Source organism: Ramlibacter sp. PS3R-8 (assembly GCF_037572435.1).
Classification (GTDB): domain Bacteria; phylum Pseudomonadota; class Gammaproteobacteria; order Burkholderiales; family Burkholderiaceae_C; genus Ramlibacter.
Genome location: NZ_JBBHGT010000001.1, coordinates 453,692 through 478,928 on the forward strand (window position 1 = coordinate 453,692; position 25,237 = coordinate 478,928).

The following is a 25,237-nucleotide window of genomic DNA, read 5'->3' on the forward strand; positions in this document are numbered from 1 at the left end:
CAAGTCATGACGAAGACGAAGGGCCGCAACGTGGTCGTGGTCGGCACCCAGTGGGGCGACGAGGGCAAGGGCAAGCTGGTCGACTGGCTGACCGAGATGGCGCAGGGCGTGGTGCGCTTCCAGGGCGGCCACAACGCCGGCCACACGCTGGTGATCAACGGCGTGAAGACCGCGCTGCACCTCATCCCGAGCGGCATCATGCGGCCGGGCGTGAAGTGCTACATCGGCAACGGCGTGGTGCTGTCGGCGGCCAAGCTGCTCGAAGAGATCGAGGGGCTGGAGAAGGCCGGCGTGGAGGTGCGCTCGCGCCTGCGCATCAGTGAAGCCTGCCCGCTGATCCTGCCGTTCCATGCGGCGCTGGACATCGCGCGGGAGACCTTCCGCGAGAAGGGCGGCACCGAGAAGATCGGCACCACCGGCCGCGGCATCGGACCGGCCTACGAGGACAAGATCGCGCGCCGGGCCCTGCGCGTGCAGGACCTCAAGCACCCGCAGCGCTTCGGCGAGAAGCTCAAGGAGCTGATGGAGTTGCACAACTTCATGCTCACGCAGTACCTGCAAGCCCCGCCGCTGGACTACCAGGAGGTGTTCGACGAGGCGATGCGCCACGCGGCGATCCTGCGGCCGATGATGGCGGACGTGTCGCGCGAGCTGAACGAGGCGCACCTGCACGGCGACAACCTGCTGTTCGAGGGCGCGCAGGGCACGCTGCTGGACGTGGACCACGGCACCTATCCGTACGTCACCTCCAGCAACTGCGTGGCCGGCAATGCCTCCGCCGGCGCGGGGGTCGGGCCGGGCATGCTGCATTACATCCTGGGCATCACCAAGGCCTACTGCACGCGCGTCGGCGGCGGCCCGTTTCCCACCGAACTGGACTGGGCGACCCCCGGCACGGTCGGCTACCACCTCTCCACCGTCGGCGCGGAGAAGGGCGTGACGACCGGGCGCTTCCGCCGGTGCGGCTGGTTCGACGCCGCGCTGCTCAAGCGCAGCGCGCAGGTCAACGGCCTGTCCGGCCTGTGCATCACCAAGCTCGACGTGCTGGACGGCATCGCCGAATTGCAGCTGTGCACCGGCTACGAGCTGGACGGCGAGCACATCGACATCCTGCCGCTCGGCGCCGACGAGATCAGCCGTTGCAAGCCGGTGTACGAGAAGATGGACGGCTGGAGCGAGTCCACGGTGGGCGTGACCCAGTACGACAAGCTGCCGCTGAACGCGCGCCTGTACCTGCAGCGCATCCAGCAGGTGACCGGCGTGCCGGTCGATATCATCTCGACCAGCCCCGATCGCGACCACACGATCATGAAGCGCCATCCTTACCTGGCGGACTGAAGAGGAACTTGAGCATGTTGACGGAAGACGGCAAGCACCTGTACGTGAGCTACGACGAGTACCACAACCTCTGCGAGAAGCTCGCGATCAGGATCCACCAGTCCGGCTGGGAGTTCGACACCATCCTGTGCCTGGCGCGCGGGGGCATGCGGCCGGGCGACATCCTCTCGCGCATCTTCGACAAGCCGCTGGCCATCATGTCCACCAGTTCGTACCGCGCGGAGGCCGGCACGGTGCAAGGGCACCTGGACATCGCCCACTACATCACCACGCCGAAGGGCGAGATCGCCGGCAAGGTGCTGCTGGTCGACGACCTCGCGGACTCGGGCCTGACGCTGCAAAAGGTCGTGGAGATGGTGCGCACCAAGTACAGCAAGGTGACCGAGCTGCGCACCGCGGTGCTGTGGACCAAGGGCCTGTCGAAGTTCACCTCCGACTATTCGGTGGAGTTCCTGCCGACCAACCCGTGGATCCACCAGCCGTTCGAGAGCTACGACTCCATGCGCCCGGAGAAGCTGCTCGAGAAGTGGAAAGTCTGAAAGCCGGATTGCCGGACGCAGAAGACGCAGAAGGCTGAAGCCACGCAGAAGACGCAGAACATTCAATCTGGTTTTCTTTTGCGCCTTCTGCGTAATTTCTGTGCCTTCTGCGTCCGGCTGTCCGCTTTCATTCGCATAGGTACCATGCAGCCATGAGCAAGCCGGTCACCGACCTCATCCACCATCCCTACGTCCCGCCCGCCGGGTTCGCCGCGCCGCAGCCGGGCGTCTTCAAGGCGTCCACCGTCATCTTCCCGAACGTCGCCGCCATCCGCGCGCGCGACTGGAAGCACAAGACGGGCTACACCTACGGGCTGCACGGCACGCCGACCACCTTCATGCTCGAGGAGCGGATCGCGGCGCTGGAAGGCGGCAGCCAATGCGTGCTGGTGCCCAGCGGCCTGGCCGCCATCGCCGCCGTCAACCTGGCCCTGTTGAAAAGTGGCGACGAGGTGCTGCTCCCGGACAATGCCTATGGACCTTCCAAGGCCCTGGCCGAGGCGGAACTCAAGGGCTGGGGCATCCGCTACGCCCTGTACGACCCGATGGATCCCGCGGACCTGCAGGCGCGCATCGGTCCCGGCACGAAGCTGGTCTGGCTGGAGGCTCCGGGCTCCGTGACGATGGAGTTCGCGCCGCTTGCGCATCTCGCGCAGGTGTGCCGCCAGCGCGGCGTGACGACCGCGCTGGACAACACGTGGGGCGCCGGACTGGCCTTCAACGGTTTCGACCTGGGACGCGGCGACCGCTTCCTTGCCGGCAGCGGCGCCGACATCGTGGTGCAGGCGCTGACCAAGTACCCGAGCGGCGGCGGCGACGTGCTGATGGGCAGCGTCGTCACGCGCGACGATGCGCTGCACCAGAAGATCAAGCTCACGCACATGCGCCTGGGCTTTGGTGTCGGCGCCAATGATGTCGAGGCGGTGCTGCGGTCTCTGCCCAGCATCGAAGTGCGCTACCGCGCCCATGACCGCAGCGCGCGCGCGCTGGCTGGCTGGCTGCAGTCACGGCCCGAGATCGCGCAGTTGCTGCATCCGGCCTTTCCCTCATCGCCGGGGCACGAGCATTGGCGGGCGCTGTGCGGCGAGGACGGGATGGCCGCAGGCTTGTTCTCGGTGGTGTTCGACGCGCGTTACGGCAGTGCGCGAGTGGATGCGTTCTGCGACGCGCTGAAGCTGTTCAAGCTGGGTTATTCCTGGGCCGGACCCATCAGCCTGGTGGTGCCGTACGACATCCCGTCGATGCGCAGGGCATGGCCGCACAAGGGGACGCTGGTGCGGTTTTCGGTGGGGCTGGAGGACGTGGAGGACCTGCGGGCGGATCTCGAGCAGGCGATGGGGGCGTTGCGGGGGTGAGCCGTGGTGTCGGGGTCGCTGCGCGAACCCGACCTACGAATCCGGCGTGACCTCGTGGGCCGGGTTGGCGAAGCGACCCCGGCATGTGTCACGACGCGGGTTCGGAGACGGATTGCGTGGCCGTAACCGTGCCCGTAGGCCGGGTTCGCGAAGCGACCCCGGCATATGTCACGACGCCACCAACTCCCGCGCCAGCTCCGCCATCGCCTCCGGCGACCTGTCCTTCGGCGCAATCGGCTGCGCCTGACCGAACGCCTTGAAATTGCGGCTCGTGGAACTGGCGTAACCCGGGTCGTAGTGCTTCACGAGCAGCTCGCGCACCACGCTTTCGATGTCCCCCGAACGCACTTGCGCCTGCCACGCCTGCACCTGCTCGCGCCCGCGGATCTGCACGAGGGCGTCGAGCCGGCCGCAGAACAGGTCGCGGTCGCTGCTGAAAAAGGCGTAGTCCTCCAGCAGCAGCCGCACGCGCTCGTCGTCGGCCAGGTCCAATCGAAGGCACGGGCTGGCCCGCATCGCCTCCATCAGCGCATCGGGCACCGCCAGGTTGCCGACCTTCTTGCTCTCGCTCTCCGCGAACACGGGGCGCGCCGGTTCGAAGCTGCGCAGCTTCTCCCACACCAGCGTGTCGAAGCGCTTTTGCGTCGGCTGCGGCTGCCCGGGAATGATGCCCAGCACGGAGCTGCGGTGACTCGCCAGTCCCTCGAGGTCCAGCACCTGCGCCCCGGCGGCCTCCAGTGCCTGCAGCAAGCGCGTCTTGCCGGAGCCGGTGGGGCCGCACACCACGCGGTACTGCAGGGAGCGCGCCAGCTCGGGCAACTGCGCCAGCACCGCCGCGCGGAACGCCTTGTAGCCGCCCTCGACGATGTGCACATTGAAGCCGATCTGGCCCAGCACCAGCGACAGCGACCCGCTGCGCTGGCCGCCGCGCCAGCAGTACACCAGCGGCTTCCAGCCCTTGGGCTTGTCCATCACGTCGCGGGCGATGTGGCGCGAGATGTTGGCGGCGACCAGCGAGGCTCCGCGCTTGCGCGCCTCGAACGGGTTCACCTGCTTGTACAGCGTGCCCACTTCGTGCCGCTGCGCGTCGTCCAGCGACGGCCAGTTGATCGCGCCGGGCAGGCGGTCTTCCGCGTATTCGCTCTCGCTGCGCGCATCGATCACGGCGTCGAAGTCCTGCAGGCGGCCGATGGCGTCCGCCGCACTGATGGGGCGCACGCTCATCGCAACAGCTTCTTGAGTTCCGGCCAGACGTTGTCCAGCATGCGCGGCTGCGCCTCGGCCTTCGGATGGATGCGATCGGCCTGGAACATGCTGGTCGGGTCCGCGACATCCGCGACACCGGCCAGCAGGAAGGGCACCAGCGCCGCCTTGCGCTCCTTCGCGACCTTCGCGAACAGCCCCGAGAATCGGTTGGTGTAATCGGTGCCGTAATTCGGCGGCACCTGCATGCCCACCAGCAGCACGCGCGCGCCGGCTGTCTGCGCCGCTTGCGTCATCGCGGCCAGGTTGTCCTCGGTGCCGGCGAGCGGCAGTCCGCGCAGGGCGTCGTTGGCACCCAGTTCCAGGACCACATGGGTCGGCTTGTGCTGCTGCAGCAGCGCAGGCAGGCGCGACCGCCCGCCGGACGTGGTGTCCCCGCTGATGCTGGCGTTGACCACCCTGGCCGCGATCTTGTCGCTGGCGAGCCGCTGCTCCAGCAGGGCCACCCACCCGGTCCCGCGCTTCAGGCCATACTCCGCACTCAGCGAGTCGCCCACCACCAGGACCACCGGGGTGCCAGCCGCCGCCGCCCAGCCGCCATGACAGGCCACCAGGCCGGCGGCGACGAAATCACGCCGCGTCCACTTCGAAACCCGCATGTCTGAATCCATCATTTCCGTCGATCACGTCCACAAATCGGTGACCGATTCCACCGGCACCCTCGACATTCTGCGGGATATCGATTTCTCCCTGTCGGCCAGGGAAACCGCGGCCATCGTCGGCGCCTCCGGCTCGGGCAAGAGCACGCTGCTGTCGATCATCGCGGGCCTGGACACGCCCACCCGGGGCACGGTCAGGCTGGCCGGCCACGACCTGTTCGCCCTGGATGAAGACGCCCGCGCGGAACTGCGGGCGCGGCAGGTCGGCTTCGTGTTCCAGAGCTTCCAGCTCATGGGCAATCTCTCTGCCCTGGAGAACGTGATGCTGCCGCTGGAACTGGCCGGGCGGCGCGACGCTCGCAAGGCAGCCAGCGACATGCTCGGTCGGGTCGGCCTGGGCGAACGGCTGGGCCACTATCCGAAAGTCCTTTCGGGCGGTGAGCAGCAGCGGGTGGCGCTGGCCCGGGCGTTCGTCGTGCAGCCGGCGGTGCTGCTGGCGGACGAACCGACCGGCAGCCTCGACTTCGCCACCGGCGAAAAAGTCATGCAGCTGATGTTCGACCTGAACCGCGAACAGGGCACCACCCTCGTGCTGGTCACGCACGACCAGGCCATTGCGGCGCGCTGCGAGCGCCGCATCACCATCGAGGCGGGGCGCATCGCCAGCCAGGACAGCCAGGCCGTCGCCGGATAATCGCCGCATGTCCGCCCCCAAGGTCCTGTTCGGCTTCCACGCCGTCGGCGTGCGCCTGCGCACCGCTCCCCATTCCATCATCGAGCTGTACGTCGATGCCTCGCGGCGCGACGCGCGGATGCGCCAGTTCCTGCAGAAGGCGCAGGAGGCGGGCATCAAGACCATCGAATCCGACGGGCTGCGGCTGTCGCGCCTGGCCGGCAGCGCCGGCCACCAGGGCGTCGTGGCGCGCGCGGAGGCGGTCGCCATGAGCACCTCGCTCGACGACCTGCTCGACACCGTTTCCGGGCCGCCGCTGCTGCTGGTGCTGGACGGCGTGACCGATCCGCACAACCTGGGCGCCTGCCTGCGCGTGGCCGACGGCGCCGGCGCCCACGCGGTCATCGCGCCGAAGGACCATGCGGTCGGCGTGAATGCCACGGTCGCCAAGGTTGCCAGCGGCGCCGCCGAGACGGTGCCGTACTTCATGGTGACCAACCTCGCGCGCACGCTGGGCGAATTGAAGGAGCGCAGCATCTGGTGCCTGGGGCTGTCCGACGACGCCACCCACACCGTGTACCAGTCCGACCTGAAGGTGGCCACTGCGCTGGTGCTCGGCGCCGAGGGCACGGGCCTGCGGCAGCTCACGCGCAAGACCTGCGACGCGCTGGTGTCGATCCCGATGCTGGGCGCCGTGGAGAGCCTGAACGTGTCCGTCGCCAGCGGCATCTGCCTGTACGAGGCCGTCCGGCAGCGCACGTGAACACCGCCGAGGTGCGCCAGTGGCTGCGCGCCGCGCGCACCATAGTGCTGCTCAGCGGCGCGGGCATGAGCGCCGAGTCCGGCGTGCCCACCTTCCGCGATGCGCAGGCCGGTCTCTGGGCCGACTTCCGGCCCGAGGACCTGGCCACCGAACAAGGGTTCCGCGCCGACCCGCGCCTGGTGTGGGACTGGTACCAGTCGCGCCGGGAAGGCGTGGCCCGGGTGCAGCCGAATGCGGGCCATCTCGCGGTGGCGGCCTTCCAGCAGCGCCATCCCGGACGGCTCCTGGTGGTGACCCAGAATGTCGACGGCTTGCACCAGCGCGCCGGCTCGCCCGGCGTGCTGGCGCTGCACGGCAACCTGGCCCAGGACAAGTGGCTGGAGCCGCCGCGGCGCTGTTGCGACCCGGCCCGCCTGCAGGAGGGCCGGCCGCCGTGCTGCCCGGCCTGCGGCAACCAGCGGCGGCCTGCCGTGGTCTGGTTCGGCGAGATGCTGCCGGAGGCGGAGCTCGCAGCCGCGGAAGCCGCCGCCGGGGCCTGCGACCTGATGCTGGTCGTGGGCACGTCCGGCGTTGTCTACCCCGCCGCCGGCCTGGCCCGCGCCACCCGGGGGCGGGTCGTCGTGATCAATCCGGAACCGAGCGCCCTCGACGATGCAGCGGACGCTGTACTGCGCGGGACGTCGGCCCTGTTGTTGCCTGATTTGCTGGAGGAATGAAATGAACAGGACATGGTGGGCACTTGGCGCCGCCGCGCTGGCGGTGGGCTGCACCCAGGAGCAGCAGAACCAGTTCGGCCGCGGCGTGCAGAACTGGACCGGGACCAACGGCGTGCTGGAGGTGTATGCGGGTGACAAGGTGGTGCGACGGTTCATTCGCGTCGACAAGTTGAGCACCGCCCTCGGCACCAGCGACAACGAATCGCGCGCCTATCGCTACGGCTACGGCGTGCTGGACGAGAACCTGAATTTCGTGGCCGACCCCACCGAGAAGAAGGTCTACTTCGAAATCGGCGGCTTCGGCAGCTACGTCTTCTTCGAGAACCCGCGTTGAGCCCCGCTTGCGCTGCCCCCCAAAGCCCCGCAAGATGTTGCCCCCAGGCCGAGGCGCATGGGTCCACCGAAAGGAGACAACGATGAGCAAACGCACCTTCGCGTCCCTGGCGGCCACGACGCTTGCCGCGGCCCTTGGCGGTTGCGCGGCGACAGGCTCGATGACGGGGTGGACGTCGCTGGTCGACGGCACGCGCGGCATGGAAAACTTCAACCGCGTCGGCGACACCAACTGGACGGCCTCCGACGGCGCCATCCAGGCGATGTCCGGTGGCAGCAACCCCGGCTACCTCGTGACACGCAATTCGTACCGCGACTTCATGCTGCGCGCCGAATTCTGGGCCAGCGACGACGCCAACAGCGGCATCTTCCTGCGCTGCCAGAACCCCGTGCAGATCACGGACGAGAGCTGCTACGAGGCCAACATCTTCGACCAGCGGCCCGACCCGACGTATGCCACCGGCGCCATCGTGAGGTTCGCGCCCGTGGCGCAGCCCTTCGCCCGCGCGGGCGGCAGGTGGAACACCTTCGAGCTCACCGCGCGGGGGGACCACCTGGTGGTGGTCTTCAACGGCGTGAAGACCGTGGACATCCGCGACAGCAAGTTCGCCAGCGGGCCGATCGCGCTGCAATGGGGCCGCGGCACCATCAAGTGGCGCAAGGTCGAGGTCCGGCCGCTGTAGCCGGGGACGCTACACCCAGCCCATCCAGCCCAGCACCGCTCCGGCCCCCAGCAGCCAGAGCAGGTGCAGGCGGGTGCGCCAGACGAGCAAGGCCGTGACGATGGTGATGGCCCAGCCCGGCCAGTTGGCCAGTGCGTACCCGTTGCCGGTCGCCAGGATCCAGCCCGTTGCCACCAGCAAGGCGACCACCAGGGGCGCCATGCCTTGCTTGAACGCCCGCACGGCCCGCAGGTCGCGGTTGCGATGGCTCCAGTGCGCCGTGAGGTACACCAGCACGGAGCTGGGAAGCATGATCCCGCCCAACGCGAGCGCCATGCCCAGCGCCGCGGCGCCCAGGCCGCCGGCATTGAGGCCGACGTTCCATCCCATCAGGGCGGTGAAGAGCACGTTGGGCCCCGGCGCGGCCTGGGCGATGGCGATCGAGGCGCTGAACTGCGGATCCGTCAGCCATGCCTTCTCCTGGACCAGGAACCGGTGCATGTCCGGCGCAGTGCTGATGGCCCCGCCGACGCAAAGCAGCGACAGGGACAGGTAGTGGACCAGCAGCGCCACCCAGTCGCCGGCCTGCATGACGATCGGGTTCATCGGAGCATCCGCCAGGCCTGGAAGGAGCCGATCGCGCCCAGCGGGAGGAGCACCCACGCCAGCGGCAGCTTGAGCAGCGCAATGCCGGCGAAGGTCAGCACGCCCAGCAGCGCCGACAGCGGAATGCCGAGCACGTTCTTCTGCAGGGCGGACATCAGCTTGAGGCCCGTGCCCATGATCAGCCCTGCGGCCACCGCGCCCATCCCGCGCAACGCGCCGCCCACGTGCGGGTTGTCGGCGAACCCGGCATAGACCAGCGCCAGTCCCAGCACCACGAGCAGGGGCAGGGTGAGCATTCCCGCCAGGGCCACCAGCGCCCCGCGCAGGCCGAAGTAGCGCGCCCCCAGGGTGATGGACAGGTTGATCACGTTGGGGCCCGGCATGATCTGGGCCACAGACCATTCCTCGATGAATTCCTCGCGCGTCAGCCAGCGCTTCTTCTCCACCAGTTCGCGCTGGACGACGGCCAGCACGCCGCCGAAGCCCTGCAGGGCGAGCAGCGTGAAGGAGACGAACAGATCGGTCAGCGAGCGGGGCCGGCCGGCGGCGGGCGGCGGCGTGGCGCCGGCGTCGATCGGGGAAGACATGCGCCGATTATCCCGCCCGTGCCTGTCGTTCACCGGACGGCGCGCGGGTCGCCAGCACCAGGCCGGCGGCGATCAGCGCCACCGCACCCAGCAATCGGGGCGGCAAGGGCTCGCGCAGCAGCAGCCAACCCAGCACGGCGGCGGTCACCGGGTTGAGGGCCAGGAAGGCCGTGACCCGTGTCGGCGACTCGTGCTTGAGCGCATACAACCACCAGAAGTAGCCCACGCCGCTGGACACCCCGATGAAGGCGACCGCGGCCCAGGCCACGCCGGGCACGGCGGTCACGCGCGCCGGCCAGCCTTCGGCCAGCGCGGCCAACGCGAGGAACAGCACCGACGCGAGCATCGCGAAGGCCGACACCGGCACCGTCGGATAGCGCTGCAGGTAAGGCCGGTACAGCACGCTGCACAGGGCGCCCACGCATGCCGAAGCGAACACCGCGGCCTCGCCCCACCAATGACCGCCGGAGGCGGCCTGCAGCTTGGGACCCAGCGCCAGCGCCACGCCGGCGATCGAGACCAGCACGCCGGCCAGCAGCCGTGGCTGCACCTGCTCGCGGCCCAGCGCTGCGCCGAGCAGCAGCGTCAGCAGCGGGAACAGGCTGAAGATCAGGGCGGCGGGCGCGGCTGCGACATGCTGCAGCCCGAAATTGAGCAGCGCGATGAGGATGCCGAACTGCCCCGTGCCGAGCGCCGCCATCGCCAACAGGTCGCGCACGGGCGGCGCCGGTCGCGGCCCCCGCAGGACAAGCAGCGCGAACGGCAGCAGGCAGGCGAAGCCGATGGCATAGCGCAGCATCGCCAGCGTCAGCGGCGGCACGGTGTCGACGACGAAGCGCGAGGCCACGATGGCCGCGCCGACCTGCACGCCGGCGCCGGCGGCTGCGAGCAGGGCGGCGTTCAGAGCTTGCGCTCCCAGACCTCGCTCACCAGCTCCTGGCCGAACGCGCTGTTCGGATCGCTTTGCTTCAGCACGAAGCCCCGTGCCTGGTAGATCGCGCGGGCGGCCACCAGGTTGCTCTGCGTCCACAGCATGATCTTGCGGTAGCCCCTGGCGCGCGCGAATGCGATGCAGGCGTCGGTGAGGGTGGCGCCGAGGCCGAGGCCGCGCGCTTGCGGCCGCACGATCAGCAGCCGCAACTGCGCCACCGTCGCTGACTTGCGCACGAGAAATACGCACCCCATGCGCCTGCCGTCCACCACCGCGATCCAGCCTTTCTCGCAGCCAGGGTCGAAGTTGCGCAGGAACTTCGCGGCGATGTCGGCCACCAGCGCCTCGAACGTGGCGTCGAAGCCGTACTCGCGCGCATAGAGCTCGCCGTGCACCTGCACGACCCAGCCCAGGTCCCCCGGGCGCGGGTCGCGCAGCACCACCTGGGGCGCGGTGGCGGCCTTCGGCTCGAGCAGCCGGTGCACGGTCTGCAGCGCGTCGATCAGGTGCGGACGCTGGTCAGGTGCGATGGTTGCGAGGAGCGCCGCGGCTTCATCCCGCGATTTCTGCTGCAGCGGCGCGAAGATCGCGTGGCCCGTCTCGGTCAGCCGCAACAGGCTCTGGCGGCCGTCGTGGGGCGCCGGCTCGCGCTGCACCCAGCCCTTGTCGTCGAAGCGGCGCAGGATCCGGCTCAGGTAGCCCGCGTCGAGCTCCAGCTCCCGCACCAGGTCGCGCGCAGCCAGCGGCGGCCGGTGCGCCAGTTCGTACAGCACCCGTACTTCCGTCAGCGTGAAGTCCGTGTCCAGGTAGCGCTTGAGGACCCCGATGCGTTGCGTGTAGAAACGGTTGAACGCGCGAACCGCCTTGACGTCGGCCGGCGGGATCGAACGGGCACCGTGAGGCATGCAGGAAGTGTCGGTGCAATTAGTTGCCTGAGTCAAGGAATGGTGTTTTTCCCTAAGGACGGCCATCGCAACCGCCCTATGCTTCGCGGGGTACGAAACAGGAGAGGAGACGAGCCAAATGAGCAATACCCCCCGCTGGTCCCGCCGGGGCCTGTTGGCCGGCACCGCGTCCGCCATCGCCGGCGCCACCCTGGCCCGCGTTGGCCACGCACAGACCGCCCCCGCCGGCACGCCCACCGCCGCGCAGCCGCGACCGTTGCCGCCGTACGTGAATTGGAAGGATCCCAACCAGATGATCGTGCACACGGCCACGACCATCGAGACGAAGAAGTCCGCGTTCGGCACCAGCATCATCACGCCGTCCGATCGGCTCTACATCCGCAACAACCTGCCGGCCCCGGACGTCTCCATCGTCGCGAACCGCGATGCCTGGGAAGTGTCCGTCGAGGGCGTGCGGCAGCCGCGCACGCTGAGCGTCGCCGACCTCAAGGGCATGGGCCTGGAAACCGTCGCCACCGTGCTGCAGTGTTCCGGCAATGGACGCGGTTATTTCGCCGACAGCCCGAGCGGCACCAAGTGGACGGTTGGCGCGGCGGGCTGCGTGATCTGGAGCGGTGTCCCGGTGCGCAGCGTCGTCGCTGCCCTGGGCGGGCTGGCCGACGGCGCGCGCTTCATGACGGGCACCGGCGGCGAAACGCTGCCGGCGGGGATCGACCCCAAGAGCGTGATGGTGGAGCGTTCGGTGCCGGTGAAGGCGATGGATGACGCCATGCTGGCCTGGGAAATGAACGGGCAGCCGCTGCCGCATGCGCATGGCGGACCGCTGCGGCTGGTGGTTCCCGGCTACAGCGGCGTCAACAACATCAAGTACGTCAAGCGGCTGGCCTTCGGGGCCACCGAGTCGGATGCGGCCATCCAGAAGACCGGCTATCGCATGTCGCCCCCCGGCGTGAAGGGCGACCCCTCGCAGCCGGCCGTCTGGGAAATGGACGTGAAGTCCTGGATCAACGGACCCACCTCCGACGGCGGCCCGGTCAAGGCCGGCCTGGTGCAGGTGCACGGCGTCGCGATGGGTGCGACGCGCCCGGTGCGCCGCGTGGACGTGTCCCTCGACGGCGGCCAGACCTGGCACGAGGCGCGCTTCGTCGGGCCGGACCTCGGACGCTTTGCCTGGCGGCAATTCGTGCTGCCGATCCAGCTGCAGCCCGGCCAGTACATGCTGGCGTCACGCGCCCAGGACTCGCGGTTCAACTGGCAGGTCGAAACCACGCCGTCGAACGCCGGCGGCTACCTGAACAGCGGCTGGCGCTCGCACGCCTTTCCGATCACCGTGGCGTGATGCGGGTTCGCACTACCGGGGCCGCCTGCCTGGTGGCACTGGGCCTTGCCGGCCCGGCCTTCGGCGACGACCAGGCGCGGCGACTGTTCAAGGAGGTCGTGCCGTCGTGCGCCGTGTGCCACACGCTCAAGGACGCGGATGCCGCGGGCGCGGTCGGCCCATCGCTCGATGAACTCAAGCCGGACGCCGCGCGCGTGGTGAAGGCCCTGCGCAACGGCATCGGGCAGATGCCGGCCTTCCCGCAACTGACGGAAGCGCAGGTGCAATTGCTGGCCCGCTACATCGAGCAAGCCACCCGCTGAGGCTCACCACTTCGGCTGGTGCTTGCGAATCGCCGCTTCCACTTCGGGCGATACCGCGAAGCCCGGCCCGTAATGGGATGCCAGCTCCTTCGCACGCTGGAGGAACGCATCGACCCCGATGCCGTAGATGAACTGCATCGCGCCCCCGGTCCACCCCGGGAAGCCGATGCCGAAGATCGAACCGATGTTGGCGTCGTGCACGCTGGTCAGCACGTTCTCCGCGAGGCAGCGCGCCGTCTCCACCGACTGGCGGAACAGCAGGCGGTCCTTCAGGTCCTGCATGTTCCAGGTCACGCCCGGCTTGCCGAACAGCTCGGCGAGCCCGGGCCACAGGAACTTCTTCGCGCCTTTTTCTTCGGGGTATTCGTAGAAGCCCGCGCCGGCCGCACGGCCGTTGCGGTCGAACTCCTTGACCAGGCGTTCCACCAGCAGTTCGCCGGGCGCGGCGATGTAGGTGCGCCCCTCGGCGCGGTAGTCGGCGCGCGTCTGGTCCAGCACGTGCACCGACAGCGACAGCGCCGTCTCGTCCAGCACGGCGAGCGGTCCCACCGGCATGCCGCACTGCAAGCCGGCCTGTTCGACCACCGCGGCGGGGATGCCTTCGCCCACCATGGCCGCGCCCTCCATCACGAAGGTGCCGAACACCCGGCTGGTGAAGAAGCCGCGCGCGTCGTTCACCACGATGGGGATCTTGCCGAGCGCCTGCACGTAGTCGAAGGCGCGGGCGACCGTCTCGTCGTCCGTCGACGGCCCGCGGATGATCTCCACCAGCTTCATCTTGTCGACGGGACTGAAGAAGTGGATGCCGACGAATTTCTCCGGGCGCGCACTGGCCTTGGCCAGTCCGCCGATCGGCAGCGTGGAGGTGTTGCTGGCGAAGAAGCCGACCGGCGCCAGCATCGGCTCCGCCTCCTTGGTGACTTTCGCCTTCAGCTCGCGGTTCTCGTACACCGCCTCGATGACGAGGTCGCAACCCTGAAGGTCCTTCGTCGATTCGGTCGCGGTGATGCGCGCGAGCAGGGCGGCCTGGTCGTGCGGGCTCATGCGGCCCTTCTCCACGCGCGCCTGTGTCAGCTTCAGGCTGTAGGCCTTGCCCGCTTCGGCCTTGTCCTGCGAGACGTCCTTGAGCACCGTCGCGATGCCGCGGCCGGCCTGCGCATACGCGATGCCCGCGCCCATCATGCCGGCGCCCAGGATGCCCACCTTCTGCGGCTTGAAGCGGCCTTCCCAGCGCGGGCGCGACTGGCCGGACTTGATCGCGTTCATGTTGAAGAAGAACGTGTTGATCATGTTCTTCGCCACCGGCATCGTGATCAAGCGCGCCAGGTAGCGGCTTTCGATGCGCAGGGCGGTGTCGAAGTCCACCTGCGCGCCTTCCACCATGCAGGCCAGCGCGTATTCCGGTGCGGGGTAGAGCCCGCGGGTCTTCTGCTTCAGCGCGGCGGGCGCCACCGCCAGCATGCCGGCGATCTTGGGGTTGCTCGGCGTGCCGCCGGGCATGCGGTAGTCCTTGGCGTCCCACGGCTGCTGCGCCTGCGGATGGGCAGCGATCCAGGCGAGCGCGGCGGGGCGCAGGCCTTCCGCGGTGTCGACCAGTTCGTGCACCAGCCCCAGCTCCATCGCCTCGCGCGGCGAGAACAGCCTGCTTTCCAGGATGTGCGGTTGCGCCCCCATCAGGCCCAGCAGGCGCGTCATCTTGGTGATGCCGGAGGCGCCGGGGATCAGGCCCAGCGTGATCTCGGGCAGGCCGAACTGGATCTTCGGGTTGTCGACCGCGACGCGATGGTGCGCGGCCAGCGCGACCTCCCAGCCGCCGCCGAGTGCCGCTCCGTTCAGGCACGCGACCACCGGCTTGCCCAGCGTCTCGAGGGTGCGGAAGTTGCGCTTCATCTCCTCGATCTCGCGGAACACGCGCGGCCCGTCGCTCGCCTGCAGGCGCATCGTTCCCTTGAGGTCCGCGCCGGCGAAGAACGTCGTCTTGGCCGATGCCAGCACGACGCCGCGGATCGCGTCCTTGTCCGCCAGCACCTGCCGCACGGCGGCGCCGAGGTCGTGCTGCCACTGCTCGCACATCGTGTTCACCGGCGAGCCGGGCTCGTCGAAGGTGAGGGTGGCGATCCCGTCGGCGAGTTCGTAGCGGATGGTCTTCATCGCGGCCATCAGATGCGCTCCACGATGGTGGCGATGCCCATGCCGCCGCCCACGCACAGCGTGGCCATGCCGTAACGCAGCTTGCGGCGGTGCAGTTCGTCGACCAGGGTGTTGAGGATCATGGCGCCGGTGGCCCCCAGCGGGTGGCCCATGGCGATGGCGCCGCCATTGACGTTGACCTTCTCGTGCGGCACCCCCAACTCCTTCATGAACCGCATGGGCACGGCCGCGAAGGCTTCGTTGACCTCGAACAGGTCGATCTGGTCGATGGTCAGGCCCGCCTTGGCCAGCGCCTTGCGCGCCGCCGGCATCGGCCCGGTGAGCATGATGGTCGGGTCCGCGCCGGACAGCGCGGCGGCCACGATGCGTGCGCGCGGCTTGAAGCCGTGCGTCTTGCCCGCGGCCTCGCTGCCGATCAGGACCGCGGCGGCGCCGTCCACGATGCCGGAGGAATTGCCGGCGTGGTGCACGTGCACGATCCGCTCCACCTGGGGGTAGCGGCTGATCGCCACCTGGTCGAAGCCCATCGCGCCGAGCTGCTCGAAGGCAGGCTTCAGGGAGCCGAGGCCTTCCATGGTGGTGTGCGGCTTGATGAACTCGTCATTGTCCAGGATCGTCTGGTCGAGGAAGTCCTTGACCGGCACCACGCTGCCGGCGAAGAAGCCGCCTTCGCGGGCACGCGCGGCGCGCTTCTGGGATTCGAGCGCGAAGGCATCCACGTCCTCGCGGCGAAAGCCTTCCAGCGTGGCGATCAGGTCGGCGCCGATGCCCTGCGGCACGAAGGCAGTCGCCGAATTGGTTTCCGGGTCCTGCGCCCAGGCGCCGCCATCGGAACCGATCGGCACGCGGCTCATGCTTTCGACGCCGCCGGCGACCACCAGGTCTTCCCAGCCCGAGCGAACCTTCTGCGCTGCCATGTTCACTGCTTCCAGCCCCGAGGCGCAGAAGCGGTTCAGCTGCACGCCGGAGCAGCGCCAGTCCCAGCCCGCCTTGAGCGCGGCGACCTTGGCGATGACCGATCCCTGTTCCCCGATCGGCGACACGACGCCCATCACGACGTCGTCCACCTGCCCGGTGTCGAAGTCGTTGCGGCGCTGCAGCTCGGCGAGCACGCCGGCCAGCAGGTTGACGGGCTTCACCTCGTGCAGGCTGCCGTCCTTCTTGCCCTTGCCGCGCGGCGTGCGGATGGCGTCGTAAACATAGGCTTCGGTCATGGGGGTCTCCAGCTTTCGTCGCAGTATATGCAGCGCCTCCCGCCATGCTCTGCAAGAATGGCGACAGTCGAGGAGGACTTTGCCATGCGTGACTTTCCGATGCGGCGCCGGCAGTTCGGCATGCTGGCTGCCGCGGCGCTGGGTGGGACCGCCGTCGCCCAGGGCACCCCCGCCGCCGGCCGCCACTTGCTGGCCGACATGCACTCCCATTACGGGATGTTCCTGCCGCGCCTGTTCGGCCTGGACCTCGCGCGGCACATGAAGGACAACGGCATCGCGCTGCTGGCCTGGTCGGTGGTCGACGATCGCCCGTGGATCAGCACTGGCAGCGGGCCGTTGCGGCAGGTCTCGGAGCCGAAGCCCGGCGCGATCTGGGAGTACTGGAACGGCCTGGTGAATGGCTACGAAGCCCGGTTGGCGGAATGGAAACTTGCCAAGGCGCTGGGCGTGGCGGACCTGGATGCCGCACGAATGGGCGAGGCCCGCGTGCTGCTGGCGTGCGAGTCCGCGAATTTCCTGGAAGGCGACGTGCAGCGGCTGGCCGCGGCGCACGCGCGCGGCGTGCGCCACCTGCAACTGGTGCACTACATCCGCAGCCCGCTCGGCGACCACCAGACGGCGGCGCCGTCTCACGGCGGGCTCACGCCGCTGGGCGCCCAGGTGGTGGCGGAATGTCGGCGGCTGGGCATCGTCGTCGACCTCGCCCACGGCACGCCGGCGCTGGTGGATGCGGCGCTGGATGCCAGCGACGCAGCGCCTGTCTGGTCCCATTCGTGGGTGTCGCCAGCCGGCGGTACGTTTGCCGACCCGGGCTACATCGCGCGCTCGCTGTCTCCCGCGCACGCGCGCAAGATCGCGGCGCGCGGCGGCGTGGTCGGCCTGTGGTGTTTGCGCTCCTCCGCCGGCTACCCCGTCAACAGCAAGAGCACTTACGCGGACGAGATCCTGCGCATGTGCGAGCTGCTGGAGCCCGAACACGTCGCCTTCGGCACCGACATGGAGGGGGTGTGGCCGAACCGGATGATGAACGACTACGACGACCTGCGCGACGTGGCGAACGACCTGGTGCGGCGTGGATTGCCGGCTGCGACGCTGGAGCAGGTTTTCTTCGGCAACTATGTGCGCGTGGTGCGACAGTGCATGGCCAATGCGCGGACGTGAGTCCGGAAGCCCGTTCGCGCAATAGGTGAAATTCGCACGCTGCGTGTCGCGCAGGTGACGACTTGCGGGTTTTTCGCATGCGCGCCGCTTGCGAAAAGCGTTCCAAATGGACGCAGCCCGCCGTCCCGAGCGGGTCCCCCCCTCAGGAGACAAACCTTGCTTGCAATCCACGCTGCGCCGCGCATCGGTGCATGGCGGCTTGGCGCCGTCGCGCTCGCCACCCTGGTTCTCGTATCTTGCGGCGGAGGCGGTGGCGACACCGCGGCGCCGCCGGGCCCGACGGCCTCCATGGCGCCCAGGAACGACAGGAACGACAACACGCCGTTCAGGATCCGCACCGTCAACAACCGCGCGGACCTGGTCAGCGGCGGCGACGCGATGATCGAGGTGACGGCGCCGCCCGGAACCATCAACTCCGGCGTCCTGAAGATCACCCGCAACGGCACGGACGTCACGAGCGCGTTCGCCGAAACGGGCAAGCGGACCGTGCAGGGCCTGGTCACGGGCCTGGTCAATGGCGACAACGTCATCGAGGCCACCGTGCGCGGCGGGCCGGGCGCGCGGCTGGTGGTGACCAATGCGCCCAGGCAGGGGCCGGTGCTGTCGGGGGCGCATATCACGCCGTTCTATTGCGCCACCCCGGTTCCTGTTCCCGGCGTCGGGAATACGCCGACGACGCTCGCCAGCGGGTTGAGCGGCGACCCGGACCCGCATTGCAACATCCCGACCGAGACGAAGCTGTATTACCGGACGACCGCCGCGGCCGGCACGTGCTCCACGTCGCTGCCCACGGCCACGCCGCCGGCAAACTCCTGCTGGCAGCCGTACACGCCGGCAACACCGGCGGCGAGCATCGCGACCACGACCACCGACAACGGCCAGACCGTTCCGTTCATCGTCAGGCTGGAGCGCGGCACCATGAACCGCGGCATCTATGACCTCGCGGTCCTGTACAACCCGGCGCAGCCGTGGGACCCGGTGGCTCCCCAGGCGCAGTGGAACGGCAAGGTGTATTACACCTTCGGCGCCAGCACCGGCCAGCCGCGTCGCCAGGCGCGCCCCGCGACCAACTGGGCCTCGCAGGAAGAACAGCTCAAGCGGGGCTTCCTGATCGTCTCCAACAGCATGACGGACTCCTCCCGCAACTCCAACCGGGTGCTGATGAGCGAGACGACGATGATGATGAAGGAGCACATCGCCGACACCTACGGCGAGATCAAGTACACACTCGGCAACGGCTGCTCCGGCGGTTCGATCAACTCGAACATGAACGCCTCCATCAGCCCCGGTTTGCTGGATGGCGTGATCACGACCTGCACGTATCCCGACTCGGAGACCACCTCGATGGAGGTCGGCGATTGCGTGCTGTTGATCGACGCCTACGTGAAGCCGCCCATGTCGGCCCTGTGGACGGGCCTGACGCCAGCGCAAGTCAACGCGAAGAAGGCAGCCATCAACGGCCACGTCGATCCCTCCGCCTGCCATGGCTGGTTCAATGCATTCGGCAACAACGGCAGGGCGGGCATCTTCACGCCCCGCCTCGTCGGCGCCAACGGCATTCCGTTCAACAGCGGCGCGCCCACCAACAACTGCGAACTGCCCAACAGTGCGGTGTACAACCCGGCCGATCCGGTCAACACGGCGCACCTGCCGCGTTGCAACGCGTGGTCCTGGGCCGAGTCCATCTGGGGCAAGGCCGGCAGCGGTCCCGCCGCGAACGATACGCGTGACAACGAAGGCGTGCAGTACGGCCTGAAGGCGCTGAAGGACCACGTGATCACTGCCGAGGAGTTCGTGACCCTCAACGAACTGGTGGGAGGCATCGACCGCGACTCGACTGCGCGGGCTGCCCGCAGCACCGGTGATACGGTCGCGCTCGAGACCGCTTACCGCGCCGGCATCGTGGCGTCCGGCAAGCAGCTGGCCAAGACCGCCATCATCGACATGCGGGGCTGGGACGACTCCAACATCACCTTCCCGACGACTGGCCCGAGCTCGATTCCCATTCACCACCAGTGGTTCAGCTTCGCCGTGCGCGACCGCATCCAGCGCGATTACGGTGACTACGGCAACCAGGCCCTTTGGCGCTTCGCCCGTACCGGCCTGTCGCCAACGGCAGCAGTGGCCCTGGACGCGTTCAACCAGATGGACCAATGGCTGAACGCGCTCGTGGCCGACACGTCGACGCTCTCCGTCGAACAGAAGGTGCGCGCCACGCGTCCGGACGGCACGAAGGATTTCTGCCTCCTTTCGAACGACACCACGCAAGCCAGCAAGGTCTACGACCAGGCAGCGTGCGACGCAGACCCGTTCCTGAAGCCGTCGCTGTCGCCACGCCAGGTCGCCGGCGGGCCCCGCGCAGAAGATGTCCTGAAGTGCCAGCTGAAGCCGCTTGCGGCAGCTGACTATGGCGACGTGGTCTTCAGCGCGACGCAGTGGAGCCGGTTGAACGCCTTGTTTTCCACCGGCGTTTGCGACTGGTCCAGGCCCGGCGTAGGCCAGCAATTGGCCGAAAGCCCGCTGACCTTCAAGGCCGGCCCCGGCGGCCAGCCTTTGCCACCCGCACCCGTGTCGACCAAGAAGTAAGGCATTAAAGTGCGCGAGTCCGCCGCCTCCGGGCGGCGGTTTTCATTTTGGAATCCAGATGATCGAACGAACCCTTTTTTCCGCGGAACACGATGCCTTCCGCGACGCCTTCCGCCGTTTCGTCGACAAGGAAGTCGCTCCTCATCACGAGGCCTGGGAAGAGGCCGGCTACGTGGACCGCGAGCTGTGGCGCAAGGCCGGCGCCAACGGCTACCTGTGCCCGACGATGCCCGAGGCGTACGGCGGCTCGGGCGTGGACAAGCTCTATTCGGTGATCCAGATGGAGGAGCTCGCCCGCGGCGGCTTCACCGGTGTCGGCTTCGGGTTGCACAGCGAGATCGTCGCCCCGTACATCCTCCATTACGGCACGCCGGAACAGAAGCAACGCTGGCTGCCGAAGCTGGCGAGCGGCGAGATGGTGGGCGCCATCGCGATGAGCGAGCCGGCCGCGGGCAGCGACCTGCAAGGCATCCGCAGCACCGCGCTGAAACAACCCGATGGAAGCTACCTGCTGAACGGCAGCAAGACCTTCATCACCAACGGCTGGCACGCCGACCTGGTGATCGTCGTTGCCAAGACGAACCCGGAGGCCGGCGCCAAGGGCACCAGCCTGCTGGTGGTGGAGCGCGGCATGCCGGGCTTCGAGACCGGCAAGCGGCTGAAGAAGCTGGGCCTGAAGGCCCAGGACACCTCCGAGCTGTTCTTCAACGACGTGAAGTTGCCGGCCACGCACCTGCTGGGCGGCGCGCCGCTGGAAAACCGCGGCTTCGTCTGCCTGATGGAGCAGCTGCCCTGGGAGCGGATCCAGATCGCCATCACCGCGGTCGCCGCGGCGCAGGCGGCGATCGACTGGACCGTGCAGTACGTCAAGGACCGCCGCGTCTTCGGCCAGCCGGTGGCGGCGTTCCAGAACACGCGCTACAAGCTGGCCGAACTGCAGACCGAAGTCCAGGTCGCGCGCGTCTTCGTCGACAAGTGCCTGGAGCTGGTACTGGCGGACCAGCTGGACACCGCGACGGCCAGCATGGCCAAGTACTGGACGAGCGACCTGCAATGCAAGGTCATGGACGAATGCGTCCAGCTGCATGGCGGCTATGGGTTCATGTGGGAGTACCCGATCACGCGGGCCTATGCGGACGCACGGGTGCAGCGCATCTACGGCGGCACCAACGAGATCATGAAGGAAGTGATCACGCGGGCCATGGGCCTGGGCGGGAAATAAGTGGCCATGTCCGCACCCACCGCAGCCGATCCCGCGCTCCAGCCCGCGCTGCTGCGCCTGGCCGGCTGGCTGCAAGGCGAAGGCTACCGCTTCACCACCGTCACGCCGGCGACGCACGCGCGCGTGAACGCCCGCGCCGAAAACCGCGTCGCCCGCAGCTTGCGCGACGTGTTCGGCTGGAGCCGGCCATTCCCGGCGTCGCTGCTCCCCGCCGCGGCCACCGACCCCTTGCGTGCGGCCGGCCTGTTGCAGCCGGCGCCGGGCGGCCTGCTGCGCAGCGCGGTGCGCTTCTCGACGCTGGGCGATGAGCTGTTCGCGCATTCGGCGTTTCCGACGCTGGAGGAAGACGCGGTGTTCTTCGGACCGGACACCTATCGGTTCGTCGACCTCGTGCAGCAGGAACTGCGCAGGCAGCCGCTGGCCGCGGGCGCGCGCATCCTCGACGTCGGGTGCGGCACGGGCGCCGGCGGCATCACGGCGGCGCTCTGCGCGCGCGACGCCAAGGCACGCCTCGCCCTCACCGACATCAACCATCGCGCGCTGGCGTTCGCGGGCGCCAATGCCGCGGCAGCGGGGTGCGGCGAGGCCGCGCTGGCGCAGGGCGACCTGTTCCACGCGATTCAGGGTCCGTGGGACCTGATCATCGCCAATCCCCCGTACCTCAACGACGACAAGCAACGGCTGTACCGCCACGGCGGCGGCCGCTGGGGCGAGGCGCTGTCGGCTCGCATCGTGCGCGAGGGCGTGGAGCAGCTCGCACCCGGCGGGCGGCTGGTGCTGTACACCGGTGCGGTGATGGGGGAGGGCGGCGATCCGCTGTTCGACGCGCTGCGTCCGGAGCTCGAAGCCGCGGGTCATCCGTGGAGTTATCGGGAGATGGATCCCGACGTGTTCGGCGAGGAGCTGGAAGAGCCAGCGTACGCGGATGCGGAGCGCATAGCCGCGGTAGCCCTGGTGGTCCAACGGTAGCGCCAGGCGGTTGACGGACGACTATCCTGCACGAGCGTAGGAGCCTCCCCACGGCACACCGCGCCGCGTCCCGATACCTATTCCCCCCACAACCGCCAGAGTGGTCGCATGCATATCGGACAACAAGAATGGCGCCAGCTGCAGGCGGCCCCCGGCGGTCACCACCTCACCGGCTACAAGGCGCTCTACCAGGAACTGGCTGCGCGCGAACCTGACGCCGGACTCCGGCACGTTGCAGCGGAAGTCCTGCGAGCCAAGCTGAACGCGCTGGAAGCGGCCGACTCCGGCCTGCCCGCCTCGCCGGATGACCTGCTCGCCTGGATGGAGGGCAACACACAACGCGTGCACGAGAGCTACGCTGCCTACCTGAAGGAGCGCAAGGCCGGCGGCCCCCGCCGCTTCTTCACCAATCGCGCGCACGCACTGTACGTGTTGCGCTGCGTCGCCCCGACCAAGCTGGTGGACGGCGCCTGGCTCTACGGCCTGCTGGCGCACTGGCGCAACCCGAGGCTGTCGGACCTGGTGCGCACGTACGTGGAGGAACTGGGCGAAGGCGCGATCGACAAGAACCACGTGGTGCTGTATCGCAGCCTGCTGGCGCGCCACGCGCTCGATCCACTCGATGACCTGCCCGATGCGCTGTACGAACAGGGCGTGATCCAGCTGGCGCTGGGCTGGAATGCCGAAGACTTCCTGCCGGAAGTGATCGGCTTCAACCTCGGCTACGAACAGCTGCCGCTGCACCTGCTGGTGACGGCGTACGAGCTCAACGAACTCGGCATCGACCCCTACTACTTCACCTTGCACGTGACCGTCGACAACGGCGACACCGGCCACGCGCGCCGGGCCTGCCAGGCCGTGCTGGACATGCTGCCCAAGCTGGAGGATGGGGGCGCCTTCTGGCGCCGCGTGCAGGCGGGCTGCAAGCTGGCGGATGCGGGCCTGGGAACCGGCGACGTCATCGAAAGCTTCCACATCGGCCAGGAGGCGCTGCGCATCCTGGCGCAGAAGTCCAGGGCGGGCGGTGGCGCGCATTCCGACTATTGCCGGGTGGCGGGGCGCAGCGTCAACGACTGGCTGCGCCAGCCGCAGGAGATCGGCGACTTCGTGCAGGCGCTGCGGCAGGCCGGCTGGATCCGCTTCGGCGAGCCGGTCGAGAACAGCCGCTTCTGGTCGCTGCTGCAGGGCGAGCGCGCCGAGATGTTCGGCGTCTTCAGCAGCTACGAGCTGCAGGTGCTGCACGACTGGATCCGGGGCGCCGCCAGCGCGGACGGCCGTCCCTACACCGAAGCGGCGCCCGAGGGCGCCACGCGCCGCCGCGCGACCTTTCGCGCGGTGGTCCGCAACGCCCGCCCGCTGCCGGAGGACGACATCGACACGCTCGATCCGGACCTGGAGATTTTCCGCCGGCAGCTGCGTGACGCCGACGATGCGGGCCGCAGCGCGATGCTGGTTCGCGCGATGTCACCCGCGCAGCATTGGACGCCCGCGGGACTGGAGGCGACGCGGCTGTTCTGGCGAACCCTCTCCCACTGAAGGTTGCCTGCCAGCGGGCAGAATGCCGCCATGCTGCGCGCGCTCCAGGACCTGTTCAACGCCTTCGCTTCCCCCGCGGCCGCTTCCCCGGCGGACGAGGAACATGCCTTGCAGCTTGCCACCGCGGTGCTGCTGGTGGAGGTGATGCGGGCGGATCCGCAAGTGCGCCCCGGGGAGCGCGAGGCCGTGCAGGCCGCGCTGCGGCGCAAGTTCACGCTGGGGCCCGACGAACTCGCGCGCCTGGTCGAATTGGCCGAGAGCCACGCGCGCACGGCCAACGATTTCTTCGCTTTCACCTCCACGCTCAATGGTAGGTTCAGCCATCCGCAGAAGGTCCGGATCGTCGAGCTCATGTGGTCGGTGGCGTTCGCCGACGGCGCGCTCGATGCGAACGAGAACCACGTCATCTCCAAGGTCGCCGGGCTGCTGCACGTCACCCACGGTGAATACATCGCGGCCAAGTTGCATGCGCGCCAGGCGGCGGGCCTGGGCGCGCCGTGACCCAGCCACGCCTCAGGAGCGGGGCCGGCAGGGTTGCGTCGGCGCGGTGATGGCTGCGCGGCAGGAATCGGCGGACGGCACGCTCGCCGCCCGCGCGGGCATGGCCGTCAGGTAGACGGCGGTGGCCACGGTGCCGAACGCCACCACGAATGTCCCGAACAGCAGGTACCAGGGCCAGCTGGTCGCCGGATGCAGGACGTCCCACAGGTCCTTGGGCACTTCGGGTGCGCATGGGAGCGGCGCCGCAGTGCGCCCGGCCCGCCGGATCCACAAGTCGTGCTCCGCGCGGCGTTGCCCGTCGGACAGCACTTCATAAGCGGCATTGATCGCCGCCATCGCGCGGACCGCGTTCACGTTGTCCGGCATCTTGTCGGGGTGGTACTTCTGCGCCAGCTTGCGGTAGGCGGCGCGCACGCGCTCGGGTGTCGCGTCGCGCTCGACCTGCAGCAGGTCGTAGTAGGTGGGCATGGTCTCGGCCATCGCTACGATTTTCATAGCTTCGCCCCCCGGGCGTCCAGCAAATGGCTGCATGCTGCAGGCGGATGTGGGGCTGCTGCTACAAAAAGAGCAGCGCGCTCATGCCATCCGGTGGCGGAAGAAGGACGTGACGAACAGTCGCGGGATCGGAACCTGGTCGCGCTGGCGCTGCGCGGCGAGCGCCCTGGCGTGCCGCGGCAGGCATGAAATCTCGTTGCGCGCGTCCCGTGCCACCGCCGCCAGCGCCTCCTCTTGCGAACGATGGTTCTCGCCCCCGAACACCTTGAAGGCGCAGTCGCCGTCCCAGTAGCTGTCCGGCTGCGTCCAGCACACCTTCGCATAGCTGGCATAGCGGTCGCCATCACCCACTGGCGCTGCGTAGGCGGCGAGGTAGAAGCCGTTGACGGGCCCCCAGATCCTTTCCATGTGCACTCCCTGTGCTGCTGGCTTGGGCGGGAGTGTGCGACGGCGCGGGGCCGCTGTGGCGGCGCGTTACACGATTGCGGCGA

Annotated in this window: 26 protein-coding genes; 16 read left to right on the forward strand and 10 right to left on the reverse strand. The window is 68.8% G+C overall.

What is annotated here, in order from left to right:
* Positions 1-6 precede the first annotated feature (6 nt).
* From WG902_RS02125 to WG902_RS02135, 3 genes are all read left to right on the forward strand, one after another.
* Positions 7-1,338: an adenylosuccinate synthase gene (locus WG902_RS02125; protein ID WP_340058243.1), complete on the forward strand. Its 1,332-nt coding sequence runs from the start codon at positions 7-9 to the stop codon at positions 1,336-1,338.
* 14 nt (positions 1,339-1,352) lie between these two features.
* Positions 1,353-1,877, forward strand: coding sequence for a phosphoribosyltransferase (locus WG902_RS02130; protein WP_340058244.1), 525 nt, complete (start codon positions 1,353-1,355; stop codon positions 1,875-1,877).
* 152 nt (positions 1,878-2,029) lie between these two features.
* A complete protein-coding gene (locus WG902_RS02135) occupies positions 2,030-3,232 on the forward strand; it encodes a PLP-dependent transferase (RefSeq protein ID WP_340058245.1) in 1,203 nt (400 codons plus the stop codon).
* Between the two features lie 168 nt (positions 3,233-3,400).
* Here the strand turns inward: WG902_RS02135 and mnmH are convergent, their stop codons facing one another.
* The gene (mnmH, locus tag WG902_RS02140) at positions 3,401-4,456 is read right to left on the reverse strand and encodes a tRNA 2-selenouridine(34) synthase MnmH (protein ID WP_340058246.1); all 1,056 of its coding nucleotides are present in this window, start codon (positions 4,454-4,456) and stop codon (positions 3,401-3,403) included.
* Complete coding sequence (locus WG902_RS02145; RefSeq protein WP_340058247.1) at positions 4,453-5,094, reverse strand: arylesterase; 642 nt, start codon at positions 5,092-5,094, stop codon at positions 4,453-4,455. Before WG902_RS02145 ends, mnmH begins: the two co-directional genes overlap by 4 nt.
* Here WG902_RS02145 and WG902_RS02150 point away from each other — a divergent pair.
* The 5 genes from WG902_RS02150 (at position 5,093) to WG902_RS02170 (ending at position 8,262) form a co-directional block, all read left to right on the forward strand.
* Positions 5,093-5,788, forward strand: coding sequence for an ABC transporter ATP-binding protein (locus WG902_RS02150; RefSeq protein ID WP_340058248.1), 696 nt, complete (start codon positions 5,093-5,095; stop codon positions 5,786-5,788). The two genes, WG902_RS02145 and WG902_RS02150, sit on opposite strands and share 2 nt — an antisense overlap.
* Before the next feature lie 7 nt (positions 5,789-5,795).
* A complete protein-coding gene (gene rlmB, locus WG902_RS02155) occupies positions 5,796-6,530 on the forward strand; it encodes a 23S rRNA (guanosine(2251)-2'-O)-methyltransferase RlmB (protein WP_340058249.1) in 735 nt (244 codons plus the stop codon).
* Complete coding sequence (locus tag WG902_RS02160) at positions 6,527-7,246, forward strand: SIR2 family NAD-dependent protein deacylase (protein ID WP_340058250.1); 720 nt, start codon at positions 6,527-6,529, stop codon at positions 7,244-7,246. The genes rlmB and WG902_RS02160 overlap by 4 nt, the downstream gene beginning before the upstream one ends.
* A gap of 1 nt (position 7,247) precedes the next feature.
* Positions 7,248-7,580 (forward strand): hypothetical protein, encoded by a 333-nt coding sequence (locus WG902_RS02165; protein ID WP_340058251.1) that lies wholly within the window; start codon positions 7,248-7,250, stop codon positions 7,578-7,580.
* An 82-nt stretch (positions 7,581-7,662) separates the two neighbouring features.
* Complete coding sequence (locus WG902_RS02170) at positions 7,663-8,262, forward strand: 3-keto-disaccharide hydrolase (protein ID WP_340058252.1); 600 nt, start codon at positions 7,663-7,665, stop codon at positions 8,260-8,262.
* A gap of 9 nt (positions 8,263-8,271) precedes the next feature.
* Here WG902_RS02170 and WG902_RS02175 read toward each other — a convergent pair whose 3' ends face one another.
* The 4 genes from WG902_RS02175 to WG902_RS02190 are packed head-to-tail and all read right to left on the reverse strand — an operon-like array spanning position 8,272 to position 11,270.
* A complete protein-coding gene (locus WG902_RS02175) occupies positions 8,272-8,847 on the reverse strand; it encodes a chromate transporter (RefSeq protein WP_340058253.1) in 576 nt (191 codons plus the stop codon).
* The gene (locus WG902_RS02180; RefSeq protein ID WP_340058254.1) at positions 8,844-9,434 is read right to left on the reverse strand and encodes a chromate transporter; all 591 of its coding nucleotides are present in this window, start codon (positions 9,432-9,434) and stop codon (positions 8,844-8,846) included. The genes WG902_RS02175 and WG902_RS02180 overlap by 4 nt, the downstream gene beginning before the upstream one ends.
* 7 nt (positions 9,435-9,441) lie before the next feature.
* Positions 9,442-10,353 (reverse strand): DMT family transporter, encoded by a 912-nt coding sequence (locus WG902_RS02185; protein ID WP_340059419.1) that lies wholly within the window; start codon positions 10,351-10,353, stop codon positions 9,442-9,444.
* Positions 10,335-11,270, reverse strand: coding sequence for a bifunctional helix-turn-helix transcriptional regulator/GNAT family N-acetyltransferase (locus WG902_RS02190; RefSeq protein WP_340058255.1), 936 nt, complete (start codon positions 11,268-11,270; stop codon positions 10,335-10,337). Before WG902_RS02190 ends, WG902_RS02185 begins: the two co-directional genes overlap by 19 nt.
* Positions 11,271-11,388: 118 nt before the next feature.
* Between WG902_RS02190 and sorT the strand changes: the two genes are divergently transcribed.
* Positions 11,389-12,609: a SorT family sulfite dehydrogenase catalytic subunit gene (gene sorT, locus WG902_RS02195; protein WP_340058256.1), complete on the forward strand. Its 1,221-nt coding sequence runs from the start codon at positions 11,389-11,391 to the stop codon at positions 12,607-12,609.
* Complete coding sequence (gene sorU, locus WG902_RS02200; RefSeq protein WP_445263644.1) at positions 12,609-12,911, forward strand: SorU family sulfite dehydrogenase c-type cytochrome subunit; 303 nt, start codon at positions 12,609-12,611, stop codon at positions 12,909-12,911. Before sorT ends, sorU begins: the two co-directional genes overlap by 1 nt.
* 3 nt (positions 12,912-12,914) lie before the next feature.
* Here the strand turns inward: sorU and WG902_RS02205 are convergent, their stop codons facing one another.
* Positions 12,915-15,062 carry a 3-hydroxyacyl-CoA dehydrogenase NAD-binding domain-containing protein gene (locus WG902_RS02205; RefSeq protein WP_340059420.1) on the reverse strand — a complete coding sequence of 716 codons (2,148 nt, stop codon included), beginning with the start codon at positions 15,060-15,062 and terminating at the stop codon, positions 12,915-12,917.
* Positions 15,063-15,070: 8 nt separating this feature from the next.
* Entirely contained in the window at positions 15,071-16,276 is a 1,206-nt protein-coding gene (locus WG902_RS02210; protein ID WP_340058258.1) for an acetyl-CoA C-acetyltransferase, read from the reverse strand.
* 84 nt (positions 16,277-16,360) lie between these two features.
* Here WG902_RS02210 and WG902_RS02215 point away from each other — a divergent pair, with 84 nt between their 5' ends.
* The 6 genes from WG902_RS02215 (at position 16,361) to WG902_RS02240 (ending at position 24,251) form a co-directional block, all read left to right on the forward strand.
* Complete coding sequence (locus tag WG902_RS02215; RefSeq protein WP_340058259.1) at positions 16,361-17,437, forward strand: dipeptidase; 1,077 nt, start codon at positions 16,361-16,363, stop codon at positions 17,435-17,437.
* 156 nt (positions 17,438-17,593) lie between these two features.
* Positions 17,594-20,023, forward strand: coding sequence for a DUF6351 family protein (locus tag WG902_RS02220; protein ID WP_340058260.1), 2,430 nt, complete (start codon positions 17,594-17,596; stop codon positions 20,021-20,023).
* Positions 20,024-20,081: 58 nt separating this feature from the next.
* Positions 20,082-21,245: an acyl-CoA dehydrogenase family protein gene (locus WG902_RS02225; RefSeq protein WP_340058261.1), complete on the forward strand. Its 1,164-nt coding sequence runs from the start codon at positions 20,082-20,084 to the stop codon at positions 21,243-21,245.
* Positions 21,246-21,251: 6 nt separating this feature from the next.
* Positions 21,252-22,214, forward strand: coding sequence for a methyltransferase (locus WG902_RS02230; RefSeq protein WP_340058262.1), 963 nt, complete (start codon positions 21,252-21,254; stop codon positions 22,212-22,214).
* 108 nt (positions 22,215-22,322) lie between these two features.
* Positions 22,323-23,750, forward strand: a complete 1,428-nt coding sequence (locus WG902_RS02235) for an iron-containing redox enzyme family protein (protein ID WP_340058263.1) — start codon at positions 22,323-22,325, stop codon at positions 23,748-23,750.
* Between the two features lie 30 nt (positions 23,751-23,780).
* On the forward strand, positions 23,781-24,251 hold the full coding sequence (locus tag WG902_RS02240; protein WP_340058264.1) for a tellurite resistance TerB family protein: 471 nt from the start codon (positions 23,781-23,783) through the stop codon (positions 24,249-24,251).
* Positions 24,252-24,263: 12 nt separating this feature from the next.
* On the opposite strand, the gene WG902_RS02245 is transcribed toward WG902_RS02240, so the two are convergent.
* Both WG902_RS02245 and WG902_RS02250 read right to left on the reverse strand, forming a co-directional pair.
* Positions 24,264-24,731, reverse strand: a complete 468-nt coding sequence (locus WG902_RS02245) for a J domain-containing protein (RefSeq protein WP_340058265.1) — start codon at positions 24,729-24,731, stop codon at positions 24,264-24,266.
* A 96-nt stretch (positions 24,732-24,827) separates the two neighbouring features.
* Positions 24,828-25,154 carry a hypothetical protein gene (locus WG902_RS02250; RefSeq protein ID WP_340058266.1) on the reverse strand — a complete coding sequence of 109 codons (327 nt, stop codon included), beginning with the start codon at positions 25,152-25,154 and terminating at the stop codon, positions 24,828-24,830.
* Between the last annotated feature and the right edge of the window lie 83 nt (positions 25,155-25,237).